Here is a 15,348-nt window from a genome sequence, read left to right on the forward strand (position 1 = left end):
GAGAACAATGGAGCCATGACCGAGCCGGCACAGACCTTCTACGACGCGGTCGGCGGTGCGGAGACGTTCCGCACCCTGACCGCGCGCTTCTACGCCGAGGTCGAGCGGGACGAGATTCTGCGGCGGTTGTACCCGGAGGAGGACCTGGGCCCGGCGGAGCGCCGGATGCGCATGTTCCTCGAGCAGTACTGGGGTGGTCCGCGTACCTATTCGGACGAGCGCGGCCACCCGCGTCTGCGGATGCGGCACTCGCCGTTCGTCATCGGGCCGTTCGAGCGCGACGCCTGGCTGCGCGCGATGCACACGGCCCTGGCGTCGATCGACTCGGACACGATGGACGACGCACATCGACAGCAGTTCGTCGACTACATCGAGATGGCGGCGAACTCGATGGTGAACTCGCCGCTGTAGTGCTGCGCGCTCAGCCGAGGGCGCCGGAGCGGCCCTTGCCCCGCAGCTTGCGGGCGACACGCATCGCGAACCACAGAGGGCGCGGGATGTGCGGGCGCAGGATGGCGTGCTTGCGCACGTAGTGCGGCACGTGCCACTCGGCCCAGGTGTCGGCGTAGAACAGAGCGGCATCCCCGGCGCGAAGCACGCGGGGCTCGTTGCCCGCGGACTGGACGACGACCTCGCCCTCGATGACGTGGATGGTCTCGTCCTGCTCGAAGTACCAGTTGAAGGTGCCGGCGGTGCAGTCCCAGACCCACGACGACGTGGTGGTGTCCGGGCTGCAGGACCACTGACCGCTGCGCGCGACGGGAGCACCCTCGAGGATCCACGAAGGATCGATCGGAGCCGGCAGGAGCTCGACGGAGTCGAGACTCACGGCTTCGAAAACAGGAGTCGTCATGGAGGTTCCTTTACCGTCGCTTGAAGTTCCGCCTGAAAATACCTCACCAAACAAACTTTGGGTAGTTTTCACGCCGTTCGTTCCGATTTTCTTGACCTTCCCATGGCATGAACAGCGACCGCGTGGTGATTCGCGAACGAGCCGGGCAGGCCGGAGGCCGGTCGTCATCACAGGCCGGGCAGGCCGGAGGCCGGTCGTCATCCTGGGCCGGGCAGGCCGGAGGCGGTCGTGGTGACGGGCGCACCGCTCCTCGCGGCTCGGCCTTTGGCACTATTGCGCCTGTGAGCACTCCGATCGACGCGTCCGCCGGCCAGTCCCCCGCCGACGGCTCGTCCACCCCGGCCCCCTGGTGGTCCGACGCCGTCTTCTACCAGATCTATCCCCGCTCGTTCGCGGACTCGAACGGCGACGGGATCGGCGATCTGGGTGGTATCCGGGACAAGCTCGGATACCTGGAACTGCTCGGCGTCGATGCACTCTGGCTCAGTCCGGTGATGCGGTCGCCGATGGTCGATCACGGATACGACGTGTCCGATCCCCGTGACATCGATCCGCTGTTCGGATCTCTGGAGACGATGGACGCCGTGGTGACGGAGGCGCATGCCCGGGGCATGAAGGTCACGATGGACCTGGTCCCGAACCACACGAGCGATCAGCACGAATGGTTCCAGGCGGCTCTGGCAGCGGCGCCCGGGAGCCCGGAGCGGGCCCGCTACGTGTTCCGGGACGGCAAGGGCGACGGCTCCGAGCCGCCGAACAACTGGCCGAGCATCTTCGGCGGGCCCGCGTGGCACCGCGTCACCGAGGCGGACGGCACACCCGGTCAGTGGTATCTGCACATCTTCGCGCCCGAGCAGCCGGATCTGAACTGGACCGAACCCGAGGTGCTCGCCGATCTGGAGGCGACGATCCGGTTCTGGCTCGACCGCGGTGTCGACGGGTTCCGCATCGACGTGGCCCACGGCATGGCCAAGCCGGCGGATCTCCCGGACATGGATCTGTCCGTGAACGAGCTGATGCGCAACGAGGACGGCGACCCCCGTTTCGACGACGACGGGGTGCACGAGATCCACCGTGCCCTCCGCCGGGTCGTGGACGAATACGACGGCGCGATGACGGTCGGCGAGGTGTGGGTCCAGGACAACGAGCGCTTCAGTCGCTACATCCGTCCCGACGAGCTCACCCTCGGCTTCAACTTCCGGCTGGCCGAGGCCGCGTTCGAAGCCTCGGCGATCAGGGATGCCGTCGACAACTCGCTCGACGCGGTCGACCGTGTCGGCGGCACTCCGACGTGGACCCTGTCCAACCACGACGTCGACCGCGAGGTCACCCGGTACGGCGGGGGTGAGCAGGGTCTGCAGCGCGCACGCGCGATGGCACTGGTCCTGCTGGCGCTCCCCGGTGTCGTGTTCGTCTACAACGGCTCCGAGCTCGGGCTGCCCAACGCGGACCTCCCCGACTCCGCTCTGCAGGATCCCGCCTGGTTCCGCTCCGGCGGCGAGGAGCGCGGACGGGACGCGTGCCGCGTCCCGCTGCCGTGGGAGGGGACCGAGCCGCCGTTCGGGTTCTCGACGGCGCGGGAGACCTGGTTGCCGATCCCCGCCGAGTGGGCGCCGCTGACCGTGGAGAGCCAACTCGAGGACGTCGATTCCATGCTGAGCCTCTATCGGACGGCGCTGAGCCTGCGGGCCGCGCGTCCGGAGTTCAGCGAGCCCGGAGTCGAGTGGTACGGGAGCCCGCCCGGGTGCCTGGCGTTCCGGCGCCGCGGCGGCGTCATCTGTGCCCTGAACACCACGTCCGAGCCCATCACCCTGCCGCCGGGCGCGCTGCTGCTCGCCAGCGCACCGCTGCAGGACGGGCTGCTGCCCGCCGATGCGGCGGCCTGGCTCGTCTGAGCGAGTTGCGGTGCGGGTCGGTCAGGAGACCATCAGCGGGATGGTGGCGCCCCGGCTGCGGAACACCGATCCGTAGCGGGCGTCGAGCCGGATCCACGACCGGGCGATGCGCACCCGCACGCGCGCGTCGTCCGCACTCTGCGACGAGTCGGACACCGTGGGTACGAACTTCATGGCGTTGAGCGCGAAGATCATGCGCATCGACACGGGCACCGCCTCGTCGTCGGCCTCGACGGTCACCACGTCCTGATCGAGCAACGACACGGGCGGGCCGTGATCGGTTCCGTGTTCGCGGGCCAGGGCGACACCCCGCTCGGCCAGCTCCACGAACACCGGACCCGGGACGTCGTCCACATGGGTCCACCCGGCGTCCGGCGGGACCGGGCCACGCCAGGCGGAGTCCATGCCGAAGCCGGGATCGAACGGAGCCGGGCCGGCGGATCGCAGGGCAGAGAGGAGCCCGTCCGCGGCCACGGTGACGTCCGACGGCAGCACCCGAGCGCGGATCACGCGGGCGGCGAGGACGTCGAATCCGGTCTCGATCCACGCGACCACGTGACTGTCACCGCGGCGCCGGAGACGCACCACCGACCCCGGGTCGAGCCGCGCGGCGTGGGTCAGGAAGGTCGACAGATCGTCCCGGTCCCGCGCGTCCGGGACGGTCACCGACCGCTCGGCCAGTGCACCCGTCACGGCCGCTGCCAGCGCTGCAGGTACTCGCGCTCGTCGCCGGACAGCCGGCGCAGGCGCTGGGTGTCGATGTCGAAGGCGGCGATCTGGGTGGACGCCATGATGGCCGGCGGAGTGCTCATCGGTGCGCCGTGCGGGCGCACCTCGTATCCCGCCGTGAAGTCGACGGCCCGAAGCTGCTCCACCCACATGAACACGTCGAGAGGCGTGTCCTCGTGGCGCAACTGGCCGCGATAACGCACGTGCAGGTCGGCGATCACTGCACTGTTCCGCAGGGTCGCGGTGGGAACGCCGTCGGCCATGAGCCACGGGATGCGGGCCTCTTCCAACAGCGTCACCATGCGCGCGTGGTTGATGTGCTGGTACACGTCCATGTCCGACCAGCGCACCTCGACGGGGCAGTGGAAGCCGATGAGCTCGTCGTCTGTCACGCCCCCAACCTATCCGCTCTCGATCGCCCCCTCCCCCCCGCGAGTACGTCCGAAGTGTCGTGGCGAGCCTCGGGATCGCGACACTATGGACGTACTCGCCGGGGAAGACAGTCAGGCGCGACGGAACGTCCCGTCAACGCGAGACGTCGGTCCGCGCACCCGCCCCGCGCACCATGCTGCGTATCTGCCGCGCCGCCACCGAGAGCGTCGCCAGATCCAGCGTTCCGGACTCGCCGATCTCCGTGAGGGCCGCGCGGGCCCGAGCGAGCCGGGAAGCATTGGTGGACTCCCAGTCGGCGATCATCTCGTCGGCCGTCTCCCCCGGTTCGCCGCCGCCCATCACGTCCAGTGTGAGGGCACGCAGCGACGAGTACAGGTCGTCCCGCAGCGCCAACCGCGCCAGGGAGTGCCAGCGGTCGCCGCGTTCGAGCGTCGACACCGCAGACAGCAGCCAGTCGATGCCGAGGTGCTCGCTGAGGGCGTAGTAGAGGCTCGCCATCACCTCGTCGTCCTCGTTCGCGATGTCCGCCGTCTCGATGACGTCGAGCAGGCAGAACACGTCGAGGAGCCGAAACACCCTGTGCGCGAGCTCTTCCGGCGCTCCCTTCTCGATGGCGGACGTGGCACGGTCGAGTCCGCTGCGTGCCTGCCGGCCCTTCAGCCACGTCGGGAGCTGCGATTCCAGGATCCCTACCTTGCGCGCGAACCTCGTGATCTCGGCACCGACAGCGATGGGCTGCGGCCGGTTCGACAGCAGCCAGCGGGATCCTCGGTCGAGGAGGCGACGAGACTCGAGCACGAGTTCGTCGGACGCGTCCGTGGGCATGTCGGCCGCAGCGATCGCGGCCCAGATGTCGTGCAGACCGAAGATCTCGCTCGTCGCCGCGAACGCTCGTGCAGCGTCCGTGCTCCCCACTCCCGAGTCCTCCGCGAGGCGGAAGGCGTAGGTGATGCCGCCGTGGTCGACCGTCTCGTTCGCCACCCGCGTGGCCACGATCTCCCGACGCAGCGGATGCGCCTTGATGGCACCGGCGAAACGTTCGCGCAACGGCGTCGGGAAGTAGTCCGTCATGAGCGGGGCGAACACGTCGTTGTCCGGCAGATCCGATGCCAGCAGGTCTTCCTGCAGCGCCAACTTCACGTGCGCCATGAGAGTCGACAGCTCGGGCGAGGTGAGGCCGAGCCCGTTCTGCAGGCGTCGCGAGATCTCCGACTTCGTCGGCAGCGCGTCGAGCGCCCTGTCCACCCGCCCCGACGCCACCAGGTCCGCGATCACTCGGGCGTGGACACCCAGCAGCTCGGGAGCGTGTGCCCGTGAGACGCCCAGCAGCTCGTTCTGCGCGACGTTGTCCTCGAGAACGAGGGCACCCACCTCGTCCGTCATGGAGGCCAGCAGGGACTCCCGATCCTCCGCCGCCAGGTCACCCGACGTCACGGTGGAATCGAGCAGGATCTTGATGTTGACCTCGTGATCGGAGCAGTCGACGCCGGCGGAGTTGTCCACGGCGTCGGTGTTGATCTTGCCGCCCGCGGCGCTGTACTCGATGCGGCCGAGCGCGGTCACCCCGAGGTTGCCGCCCTCGCCGACGACGCGCGCCCGCAGGTCCGCGCCGTTCACGCGCACCGAGTCGTTGGCCTTGTCGCCCACGTCGGCATCGCTCTCGGTGCGCGACTTCACGTAGGTGCCGATGCCGCCGTTCCACAGCAGGTCCACCGGCGCCGTGAGGATCGCGCGCATCAGTTCGGGCGGTGACAGTGCGGTGACGTCGTCCGCCAGTCCGAGAGCCGCTCGCACCTCGGCGCTGATCGGCACCGACTTCACGGTGCGATCGTGGACTCCACCACCCCTGCTGATCAGGGAGGTGTCGTAGTCGGCCCACGACGAGCGCGGCAGATCGAACAGTCGCCGCCGCTCGGCGAAGGAGGCGGCCGCGTCGGGTGCCGGATCCAGGAAGATGTGCCGGTGGTCGAACGCGGCGACGATGCGGAGATGCTCACTGAGCAGCATCCCGTTGCCGAACACGTCGCCGCTCATGTCACCGATGCCGACCACGGTGATCTCGTCGGACTGCGTGTCGATCCCGTACTCGCGGAAGTGACGCTTCACGCTCTCCCAGGCACCCTTGGCGGTGATGCCCATCGCCTTGTGGTCGTACCCCACCGACCCGCCCGAGGCGAAGGCGTCGCCGAGCCAGAAGCCGTACTCGGCGGACACCTCGTTCGCGAGATCGGAGAACGTGGCGGTGCCCTTGTCCGCCGCCACCACGAGGTACGAGTCGTCGTCGTCGCGTCGCACCACGCGCTGCGGTGGGATCGCGGCGCGAGTGGCACGGTCGAGGTTGTCGGTGACGTCCAGCAGCCCCGCGATGAACATGCGGTAGCAGGCTCGCCCCTCGGCGGTGGTCGCGGCGCGGTCGGTCGCTGCATCGCCGGTCGGGGACGGCGGCTGCTTGACGACGAAGCCGCCCTTCGCTCCCACCGGCACGATGACCGCGTTCTTGACGGCCTGCGCCTTGGCCAGCCCGAGCACCTCGGTGCGGAAGTCCTCGCGACGGTCGGACCAACGGAGACCGCCGCGCGCGACCGTGCCGAAGCGCAGATGCACGCCCTCGACGCGCGGCGAGTACACGAAGATCTCGAAACGCGGGCGCGGCTTGGGCAGCACGTCGATGCCGCGAGGGTCGAACTTCAGGGACAGGAAATCGCGCTCGCGACCCTGCTCGTCGACGACGAAGTGGTTGGTGCGCAGCGTCGCTCGCACGAGGGTGAACAGTGCACGCAACACCCTGTCGGCGTCGAGGCTGACCACCTGATCGATGAGTTCGGCGAGCTCCGACGCGATCTCGTCGGCCCGCTCCTCGGACGCCGAGGCGGGATCGAACTGCGCGCCGAAGAGGTCGACGATCAGTCGAGCCGTCACCGGGTTGGCGAGGAGGACACCCTCGATGCCGGTCTGGCTGAAAGGGAAGGCGGCCTGGCGCAGGTACTTCGCGTACGCCCGCAGCACCACCGCGCGGCGCCACTCGAGACCGGCCCGCAGAACCAGTTCGTTGAAACGGTCGGCCTCCGCGTGGCCGTTCCACACCGCAGCGAACGCGTCGGTGAACCGGCGGCTGACCACACTCGTCTGGTTCTCGGCGCCCTCGATGACCTCGGGCTCCGCGGACAGGCCGAAATCGTAGATCCAGCAGCGCGTTCCGTCCTTGCGCACCACGGCGTACGGCCGCTCGTCGACCACTTCCACACCGAGGCTCTGCAGGACGGGCAGCACCTGGCTCAGCGAGACCTCGCTGCCGGTCACGTAGAGGGAGAAACGCCAGTGGCCCGCCTCGGCGTCGCGCGGGCGGTACAGACACATGTCGATGTCGTCGCCGACGAGGGCGTCGAGCCGAGCGATGTCGACGAGCGCCCGGTCCGCGTCGAAGTCCTGCTTGTAGGCCTCGGGGAAGGCGACGGCGTAGCGCGCCGCGTTGTCGGGCGACACCGACGGGTCGGCCGCGGCCGCCTCACTCAGCGCGTCGTCCCACGTGCGGGTGGCGTCGGCGATCAGGGCCCTGATGCGGTCGCGGTTGGCGTCCGAGACGTCGACGGCGTCCGCACTCTGTCCGTCGAATCGAACGGTGAAGTGCACCAGCGCGAGTGGGCTGTCCGAGACGCGTGCCTCGTACTCGACGTCGGTACCGCCGAGCTCCTGCAGCAGGATCCGGCGGGTCTCGAGACGCAGACGGGTGGTGTAGGAGTCGCGCGGAAGGTAGACCAGGGCCGACACGAACCGGCCGTACCCGTCTCGGCGCAGGAACAGCAGCACCTCGCGGCGCAGGGCACTGCGCTCCACGGCCGAGATGGTGTCGAAGAGCGACCTGCTGTCCGCCGAGAACAGCTCGGTGCGCGGGAAGGATTGGATCGACTCGAGCATCGCCTGGCCGGAGTACGACGACAGGGTGTGCCCGGCGCGCTCGATGACGGTGCGCACGCGGTCACCCACGACCGGGATGTCGAGAACGTTGCCGTGCAGCGCGGAGATGGTGAACAGTCCTGTGAACCGGTGCTCTCCCACCGTGTTTCCCTCATCGTCCAGGTCGTGGACACCGACGAAGTAGGGGTGCACGGCGCGGTGCACCGAGGTGGAGCTCGATGCGCGGGTGAGCACGAGGAGGTCCTCACGAGCAACCACGCGGTCGATCGGCAGGTCGAAGCCCGCGACGGCGCCCGGGTCGTCGGATCGCAGGATGCCCAGCGCGGACTCGGCGACGGGTTCGAGACCCGCCTCCGTCGCGGTGTACCGGCGACTGCCGAGCACGCGGAAGTTGCCCTCGGACAACCACCGGAGCAGGCGGGCGGCGTCGTGCCGCGCCTCGGGGGTGACGGACTCGGTCCCGTCCGCGTCTCCGCGGCGTGGTCGTTCCAGACGATCGGCCAGCTCCAGCTGGCGACGCTGCATGGCCTCGGTGTCGTCGACGACGCGACGGACGTCGGCGAGGACGTCGGCCAGCGAACTCTCGAGCGAGGCGAAGGCGTCCTCGCTGGCCGCGGGATGCAGGGCGACGTGGATCCACGATTCGAGAATGCTGCCGTCCGCGAGATCGCCCGTCTCGACATCGGACGGGGTGGCTCCGCCTCGGATGGAGAGGAGCGTCCCAGACTCGTCGCGCACGACGCGCAGGATCGGGTGCACCACCTCGACGACCGCGATGCCGGCTCCGGTGAGCCAGGCGGTGACCGACTCGACCAGCATCGGCATGTCGTCGGTGACGATCTGCAGGGCCACACCGACGGTGCTGTCGGGTCCGCGGTGCAGGGCGAGAGAGGCGACGCCGGGATCACGACGCTCCGCGAGTTCGAGATGCCGGTGCACCACCGCGGTCGGGTCGGCTCCCGTGGTGGTCCGCAACACGTCCAGATCGACGTGCCCGAAGTACACCGCGCGGAGGTCGTCCGCCCGATCGAGCACCGAGTTCGGCGCCGTTGCCGCCTCGGAGTGCTCTCCCGCTGAAGTCATCGCTGTCGCCTTTCGATCACCACGAGCGGCGGATCCACCGGTCGGGGCGACGTTGTCCGTGGGGTTCGGCTCCCGACCCTAGCCTCGAGAGGCCGGGAGCCGAACACCGCGGTGACGGGGCGTGCGATGAAAATAGGTTACTTACCAGTACATTTCAGTCGCGCGTGAGCTTCCGGTGCGTCACGCGGTGCGGGCGAGCGGCATCGGGACCGAGGCGCTCGACCTTGTTGGCCTCGTAGCCCTCGAAGTTGCCCTCGTACCAGTACCAAGCGGCCTCGTTGTCTCCGAAGCCACCTTCCCACGCCAGGATGTGCGTGCACGTCCGATCGAGGAACCACCGATCGTGCGAGATCACGACGGCGCAGCCGGGGAACTCCTCGAGGGCGTTCTCCAGCGAACCGAGCGTCTCGACGTCCAGGTCGTTGGTGGGCTCGTCGAGCAGGATCAGGTTGCCGCCCTGCTTGAGCGTCATCGCCAGGTTGAGACGGTTGCGCTCGCCACCGGACAGGACACCGGCCGCCTTCTGCTGGTCGTGACCCTTGAACCCGAACGAGCTGATGTATGCCCGCGACGGGAACTCCTGCGTGCCGATGGTGATGAAGTCCAGACCGTCGGACACGGTCTCCCACACGGTCTTGGCGGGATCGATGCCGGATCGGTTCTGGTCGACATAGCTCAGCTTGACCGTCTGACCGATCTTGACCTCGCCGCCGTCCGGCTCCTCGAGACCGACGATGGTCTTGAAGAGCGTGGTCTTGCCGACGCCGTTGGGGCCGATGACACCGACGATGCCGTTCCGCGGAAGCGTGAACGACAGGTCCTTGATCAGCACGCGGCCGTCGAAGCCCTTGTCGAGGCTCTTGACCTCGACCACGACGTCGCCGAGGCGCGGCGGGTTCGGGATCTGGATCTCGTCGAAGTCGAGCTTGCGCATCTTGTCGGCCTCGGCTGCCATCTCGTCGTAGCGATCGAGACGTGCCTTGTTCTTGGCCTGGCGAGCCTTGGCGCCGGAGCGGACCCACGCGAGCTCGTCCTTGAGGCGCTTCTGGAGCTTCTGGTCCTTCTTGCCCTGGACCTCGAGACGCTCGGCCTTCTTCTCCAGGTAGGTGGAGTAGTTGCCCTCGTAGGGGTACAGGCGACCACGGTCGACCTCGCAGATCCACTGCGCGACGTGATCGAGGAAGTACCGGTCGTGGGTCACGGCCAGGATGGCGCCCTGGTACGCGGCCAGGTGCTGCTCGAGCCAGAGAACCGACTCGGCGTCGAGGTGGTTGGTGGGCTCGTCGAGCAGCAGCAGGTCCGGCTTGCTCAGCAGCAGCTTGCACAACGCCACACGACGCTTCTCACCACCGGACAGGTGGGTCACACCCTCGTCCGGCGGCGGGCAGCGCAGCGCGTCCATGGCCTGCTCGAGCTGCGAGTCGATCTCCCACGCGTCGGCGTGGTCGAGCTTCTCCTGCAGCTCGCCCATCTCCTCCATCAGCTCGTCGGAGTAGTCGGTGGCCATCAGCTCGGCGATCTCGTTGTACCGCTTGAGTTGGACCATCGTCTCGCCGAGACCGTCCTCGACGTTCTCGCGGACCGTCTTGTTCTCGTCGAGCTCGGGCTCCTGCATGAGGATGCCGACGGTGGCGCCCTGCGCGAGGAACGCCTCACCGTTTCCGGGCTGGTCGATCCCGGCCATGATCTTGAGGATCGAAGACTTGCCGGCGCCGTTGGGGCCGACGACGCCGATCTTCGCTCCCGGCAGGAAGCTCATCGTCACGTCGTCCAGAATGACCTTGTCGCCGTGCGCCTTGCGCACCTTCTTCATGGTGTAGATGAATTCCGCCACGAGTTCCTCTCGATGTGCTCACCAGCGTGTGTGCCGGGCGGATCGCGCCGGCTGAGATGCCGACGACGGGGCCGACAACTGGGAGATGTGCTCGACGCGGAAGTCTACCGGGACCGACCGGTGCCCGTGAAACCGTTCGCGGTCAGCCCACCGGCACCGGCTCCGACTCGGCCGTGTCTGCCGCGGCCTCGGCGACGGTCTCGCCGGACTCCTGCCGCTCGGCCGCCTGACGCGGCCGATCCACCTTCACGTGGCACCGCGCGAGATCGGGTCCCACCGCGGTGGCTCGGATCTCGAGATCGGCTCGGCCCACGCCCTCCTTGGTCGTGTACTCGTTGGTGTGCGCCTGCCCGAAGACGATCACCGAATCGCCCTTCATCAGTGACGCTCCGACACCCGACACCAGACGTCGCCAGCAGCTGACCGAGGCGTAGAGCGTGTCCCCGTCCTGCCACTCCCCGCTCTCGCGGTCCATGCGGCGCGAGTTGCTGGCCACGCGGAAGCTGAGCACCTCGTCGCCGGACGGCGTGGTGCGCTTGATCGGATCGGTGATGACGGTGCCCACCACGGTCAGATACGACTCGTACATCGTTCCCCCCTCTCGCGGTCGATCCGGTACCGACCGCGACTCCGACTCTGCGCCGCTCGCACCCCGGACAGAAGGGCCCGCGGGCACCTGTGGACGGCCGTCCACAGGAGCGCCGCGGGGGTTGACAGGAGGAGCACTCAGGCAGTGACCAGCGAGTCGCCGGATGCCGCCAGCAATGCGGCGTAGGCACCGCCGCGGGCGACGAGCTCGTCGTGGGATCCCGATTCGACGACGTGCCCGTGATCGAGCACCACGATGCGATCGGCCGACCGCACGGTGGAGAGTCGGTGGGCCACGACGATGGTGGTGCGGTCCTGTTCGAGCTGGTCGATCGCGTCGGCCAGCGCGCGTTCGGTGGTGGTGTCCAGGGCGCTGGTGGCCTCGTCCAGAACGAGGACGGGCGGGTTGCGCAGGACGGTGCGCGCGATGGCGAGGCGCTGCTTCTCGCCGCCCGAGAACCGGTAGCCGCGCTCCCCCACCATCGTGTCGTAGCCGTCGTCGAGCGAGGCGATGAAATCGTGGATCTGCGCTGTGCGAGCGGCATTCTCGATGTCCGCGTCGGTGGCGTCGGGCCGCGCGAAGCGCAGGTTCTCGCGGATCGTGTCGTGGAAGAGGTAGGTCTCCTGCGATACCACCCCGACCGTCGCGGACACGTCGGCGAGCGAGAGATCGCGGAGGTCGACACCGTCGACCTCGACCGATCCGGACGTCGGATCGTAGAGCCGCGCCGTCAGATAGCCGAGTGTCGTCTTGCCTGCGCCGGTCGCTCCCACGATCGCCAGGGTGCTCCCGGCGGGGACCGTGAGGTCGATGTCCGTGAGCGTCGGATGTGCCGCACCCGGATAGTCGAAGCCCACGTGGCGGAAGCGCACCTCACCGCGTCGGGCCGTCGGATCGATCGGCGTCGGTACGGCGGGTTCGTCGATGTCCACCGGGAGATCGAGGTACTCGAAGACCCGGCCGAACAGAGCCAGGGAGCTCTGCACCTCGACGCCGGTGTTGAGCAGCATCATCGTGGGGCGGAACAGCTGCGTCTGGAGGGTGGTGAACGCGACGAGCGTTCCCACCGTCAACGCGCTGCCGTTGCCGATGGTGATGCCGGCGAACCAGTAGACCAACGCCGGCATCGCGGCGAAGCTGATCGACATGGTCGCCATGCGCCACTTGCCCGCCATCATCGAGCGGAGTTCTACGTCGGCCACCTCGGACGAGCGTTCGGTGAACCGGTTCGTGAGGACCGACGACGCGCCGGTCGTCTTGCCCAGCAGGATGCCGCTCACCGAGAGCGACTCCTCCACCTGGACGGACAGATCGCTGAGCAGGCGTTGCCGCACGGTGGAGATACGGCGGCGCTCGTCGCCCACCCGTCGAGCGATGCGGACGAACACCGGCAGGATGGCGAGCGAGAAGAGGGCCAGCTTCCAGTCGAGCAGGAAGAGCGCGACGACGGTGGCCAGGACGGTGGTCGCGTTCTGAGCGATCGACGTGGCCGTGTTGGTGACGACGGACTGCATACCGCCGATGTCGTTGGCGATGCGCGACTGCACCTCGCCGGTGCGGGTGCGCGCGAAGAAGCCGAGCGACTGACGCTGCAGGTGCGAGTAGACCTGCACGCGCAGCTGATGCATCAGAGCCTGCCCGATGCTGTTGGACATCCAGGTCTGGGCGACGCCGAGACAGCTGGTGACGACGGCGATCGCGATCATGCCGGCCGCGAGGATCGTCACCAGCGTGACGTCGGCGTTCGGGATGGCGTGATCGAGCATGTCGCGCAGGAGCAGCGGTGATCCCAGTGCCACGACGGCGCTGAGGGTGATGACCGCGCTCACCGCGGCGACCCGGCCACGATAGGGCCGGAACAGGGCGACGACGCGCCCGAGCGGTGCGGGCTGATGGTCCGCGGATGTCACGGGGGACTGCACCGGCCTTGCCGGTGTGGTGGAGGAACGCATATGACCTCCCTGATCGGGTAGAACTGAGGTTACCTCATTATGAGGTCGACCGCTGCAACGCTAATATCGTCCCGTGCATTCCCACGAGAAGGATCCGGCCGATCTGGTCATGATGGTGGCCAGGTCGATGCGGCGCCGCCACATGGCCGCTCTCGAACCTTTCGGACTCTCGCCCTCGCACGGACGGGCACTGCGCGTGCTGTCCAGCGCGGCGGGACCGCTTCGGCCCGGCGATCTGGCGGAACGGTTGCGCATCGCTCCCCGATCGGCGACCGATGTCGTCGATGCGCTGGAGTCGGCCGGCTACGTCGCCCGGCACGCCGATGCCACCGATCGGCGCGCGGTTCTGCTCGACCTCACCGACGAGGGGCGGGCACTGGCGGACACCATCGCGCAGGCGCAGCGCAGTGCGTCCGAGGCGATGTTCGCCGGCCTGAGCGCGGACGACCGAGCGACCCTCACCGACCTGCTCTCCCGCATCCACGACGAATCCGGTGCAGAGAACCGCGTCTGACACGGTTCTCTGCACCGGATCCGGTGACTGTATGCGTCAGTGAGCGACGACGGTGGCACCCTCGGGTCCGTCGGGCAGCTTGCCCGAGCGGACGAGGAGCGCTGCCATCACCGAGCCGGCGAGGAAGATGCCCGACGCCCACCAGAACGTCGTGGTGTAGCTGGCGATCTCCGCGTTCATCCGGAGCAGCGTCGCGGCGGCCTGCGGATCCGCGGCCTGAGCCACGGCCGCCTGGTTGTCGGTCGCGTAGTTCGTCGCTGCCGTCGCCGCGATGGTGCTGAGCAGCGCCGTACCGATGGATCCGCCGATCTGCTGCATCGTGTTGACGGTCGCGGAGGCGACGCCGGCGTCGTCCGGCGAGACTCCGGACACGGCGCCCTGCATGGCCGGGGCCATCGTGGCGCCCATGCCCACGCCCATGACGAGCAGGCTCGGCAGGATGTGCGCGGCGTACGAACTGTCGATCGAGATCTGGGTCAGCAGGGCCATGCCGGCCGACGCGATCAGCATGCCGGCGCTCATGAGTACGCGAGGTCCGAAGCGCGGCAGGATGACCGACGTGGCAACGGTGGCCGTGACCACGAGGGTCGCGATCATCGGGAGGAATGCGAACCCGGTGGTGATGGGCGTGTAGCCGAGCGTGCTCTGCAGGTAGTACGTGAGGAACAGGAAGACCGCGAACATGCCGGCGCCGACGACGAACACCGCCAGGTACGCGCCGCCGCGGGTGCGGTCGAGCACGATGCGCAGCGGGAGCAGCGGATGTGCCGCCCGCGTCTGCAGGTAGACGAACACACCCAGCAGGACAACACCGACCGCGAGGAAGCCGATGGTCACCGCGTTGCCCCACCCGTCGGACTCGGCGTGCGCGAATCCGTAGACGATGGAGAACAGCGCCGCGGAGACGGTGAGGGTGCCGGGGATGTCGAGTGCCGGACGCTCGGTGGCGCGATGCTTGGCCAGCAGGAGGAACCCGCCGACGAAGGCGATTCCCGCGAAGACCAGGTTGACGTAGAGGCTCCACCGCCAGTTCGCCCACTCGGTGAGCACACCGCCGAGAAGCAGGCCGATGGCGCCGCCGGCACCGGCGACCGCGCCGAAGATGCCGAACGCCTTCGCACGTTCCTTCGGATCCGTGAACGTCGTGGTCAGTAGGGACAGCGCAGCCGGGGCGAGCAGCGCGCCGAAGACGCCCTGTCCCGCACGGGCCGCGACCAGCATGCCGAAGTTGACGGCTGCGCCGCCGACGGCGGACATCACCGCGAAGCCGACGAGTCCGACGAGGAAGGTGGTGCGGCGGCCGAAGAGGTCACTGAGTCGACCACCGAGCAGCAGGAGGCTGCCGAATGCCAGAGCGTAGGAGGTGACCACCCACGAGCGGTCCGCGTTGTCGAAGCCGAGATCGAGCTGTGCGGCGGGAAGCGCGATGTTCACGACGGTCGCGTCGAGCACGACCATCAGCTGGGCCAGGCCGAGTACGCCCAGGATGAGCCAGCGAGTGCGGTCGGGCGCGTCGTTGGCGCTCGACCGAATCGTCGGTTGGACGTTTCCGACGTCGGATGTGGTGGAAGACATTGATCCTCGCTTCGGT

Annotated in this window: 11 protein-coding genes; 3 read left to right on the forward strand and 8 right to left on the reverse strand. The window is 68.5% G+C overall.

All coding sequences use genetic code 11. The annotated features are described in order from the left end of the window. The first annotated feature begins 15 nt into the window (after positions 1-15). Positions 16-411: a globin gene (locus tag JOE30_RS18280; protein ID WP_204868397.1), complete on the forward strand. Its 396-nt coding sequence runs from the start codon at positions 16-18 to the stop codon at positions 409-411. A gap of 10 nt (positions 412-421) precedes the next feature. Here JOE30_RS18280 and JOE30_RS18285 read toward each other — a convergent pair whose 3' ends face one another. Beyond that, positions 422-853: a cupin domain-containing protein gene (locus JOE30_RS18285; protein WP_204868398.1), complete on the reverse strand. Its 432-nt coding sequence runs from the start codon at positions 851-853 to the stop codon at positions 422-424. 281 nt (positions 854-1,134) lie between these two features. Between JOE30_RS18285 and JOE30_RS18290 the strand changes: the two genes are divergently transcribed. Then, positions 1,135-2,748: a glycoside hydrolase family 13 protein gene (locus tag JOE30_RS18290; protein WP_371831685.1), complete on the forward strand. Its 1,614-nt coding sequence runs from the start codon at positions 1,135-1,137 to the stop codon at positions 2,746-2,748. Between the two features lie 21 nt (positions 2,749-2,769). On the opposite strand, the gene JOE30_RS18295 is transcribed toward JOE30_RS18290, so the two are convergent. The 6 genes from JOE30_RS18295 to JOE30_RS18320 all read right to left on the reverse strand — a co-directional run bounded on the left by JOE30_RS18295 (position 2,770) and on the right by JOE30_RS18320 (position 13,243). Further along, complete coding sequence (locus tag JOE30_RS18295; RefSeq protein ID WP_371831686.1) at positions 2,770-3,441, reverse strand: hypothetical protein; 672 nt, start codon at positions 3,439-3,441, stop codon at positions 2,770-2,772. Beyond that, entirely contained in the window at positions 3,438-3,869 is a 432-nt protein-coding gene (locus JOE30_RS18300) for a thioesterase family protein (protein ID WP_307806238.1), read from the reverse strand. Before JOE30_RS18300 ends, JOE30_RS18295 begins: the two co-directional genes overlap by 4 nt. A gap of 133 nt (positions 3,870-4,002) precedes the next feature. Further along, a complete protein-coding gene (locus tag JOE30_RS18305; protein ID WP_204868403.1) occupies positions 4,003-8,868 on the reverse strand; it encodes an NAD-glutamate dehydrogenase in 4,866 nt (1,621 codons plus the stop codon). A 154-nt stretch (positions 8,869-9,022) separates the two neighbouring features. Continuing rightward, positions 9,023-10,702: an energy-dependent translational throttle protein EttA gene (ettA, locus tag JOE30_RS18310; protein ID WP_027505632.1), complete on the reverse strand. Its 1,680-nt coding sequence runs from the start codon at positions 10,700-10,702 to the stop codon at positions 9,023-9,025. Positions 10,703-10,844: 142 nt separating this feature from the next. Beyond that, entirely contained in the window at positions 10,845-11,291 is a 447-nt protein-coding gene (ssb, locus tag JOE30_RS18315) for a single-stranded DNA-binding protein (RefSeq protein WP_204868406.1), read from the reverse strand. 137 nt (positions 11,292-11,428) lie between these two features. Next, the gene (locus tag JOE30_RS18320; RefSeq protein WP_204868408.1) at positions 11,429-13,243 is read right to left on the reverse strand and encodes an ABC transporter ATP-binding protein; all 1,815 of its coding nucleotides are present in this window, start codon (positions 13,241-13,243) and stop codon (positions 11,429-11,431) included. A gap of 73 nt (positions 13,244-13,316) precedes the next feature. Between JOE30_RS18320 and JOE30_RS18325 the strand changes: the two genes are divergently transcribed. After that, on the forward strand, positions 13,317-13,757 hold the full coding sequence (locus tag JOE30_RS18325; protein WP_204868411.1) for a MarR family winged helix-turn-helix transcriptional regulator: 441 nt from the start codon (positions 13,317-13,319) through the stop codon (positions 13,755-13,757). 36 nt (positions 13,758-13,793) lie between these two features. On the opposite strand, the gene JOE30_RS18330 is transcribed toward JOE30_RS18325, so the two are convergent. After that, positions 13,794-15,332 carry an MFS transporter gene (locus JOE30_RS18330; protein ID WP_204868414.1) on the reverse strand — a complete coding sequence of 513 codons (1,539 nt, stop codon included), beginning with the start codon at positions 15,330-15,332 and terminating at the stop codon, positions 13,794-13,796. Positions 15,333-15,348 lie beyond the last annotated feature (16 nt).

Origin of the sequence: Rhodococcus sp. PvP016, assembly GCF_017832185.1 — a bacterium.
Taxonomy (GTDB): domain Bacteria; phylum Actinomycetota; class Actinomycetes; order Mycobacteriales; family Mycobacteriaceae; genus Rhodococcoides.

What these genes read in the sequence shown, in the direction of transcription:
- JOE30_RS18280 (WP_204868397.1), top strand. Translation starts at nt 16, where the DNA reads ATGACCGAGCCGGCACAGACCTTCTACGACGCGGTCGGCGGTGCGGAG.
- JOE30_RS18285 (WP_204868398.1), bottom strand. Translation starts at nt 853, where the DNA reads ATGACGACTCCTGTTTTCGAAGCCGTGAGTCTCGACTCCGTCGAGCTC.
- JOE30_RS18305 (WP_204868403.1), bottom strand. Translation starts at nt 8,868, where the DNA reads ATGACTTCAGCGGGAGAGCACTCCGAGGCGGCAACGGCGCCGAACTCG.
- ssb (WP_204868406.1), bottom strand. Translation starts at nt 11,291, where the DNA reads ATGTACGAGTCGTATCTGACCGTGGTGGGCACCGTCATCACCGATCCG.
- JOE30_RS18320 (WP_204868408.1), bottom strand. Translation starts at nt 13,243, where the DNA reads ATGCGTTCCTCCACCACACCGGCAAGGCCGGTGCAGTCCCCCGTGACA.
- JOE30_RS18330 (WP_204868414.1), bottom strand. Translation starts at nt 15,332, where the DNA reads ATGTCTTCCACCACATCCGACGTCGGAAACGTCCAACCGACGATTCGG.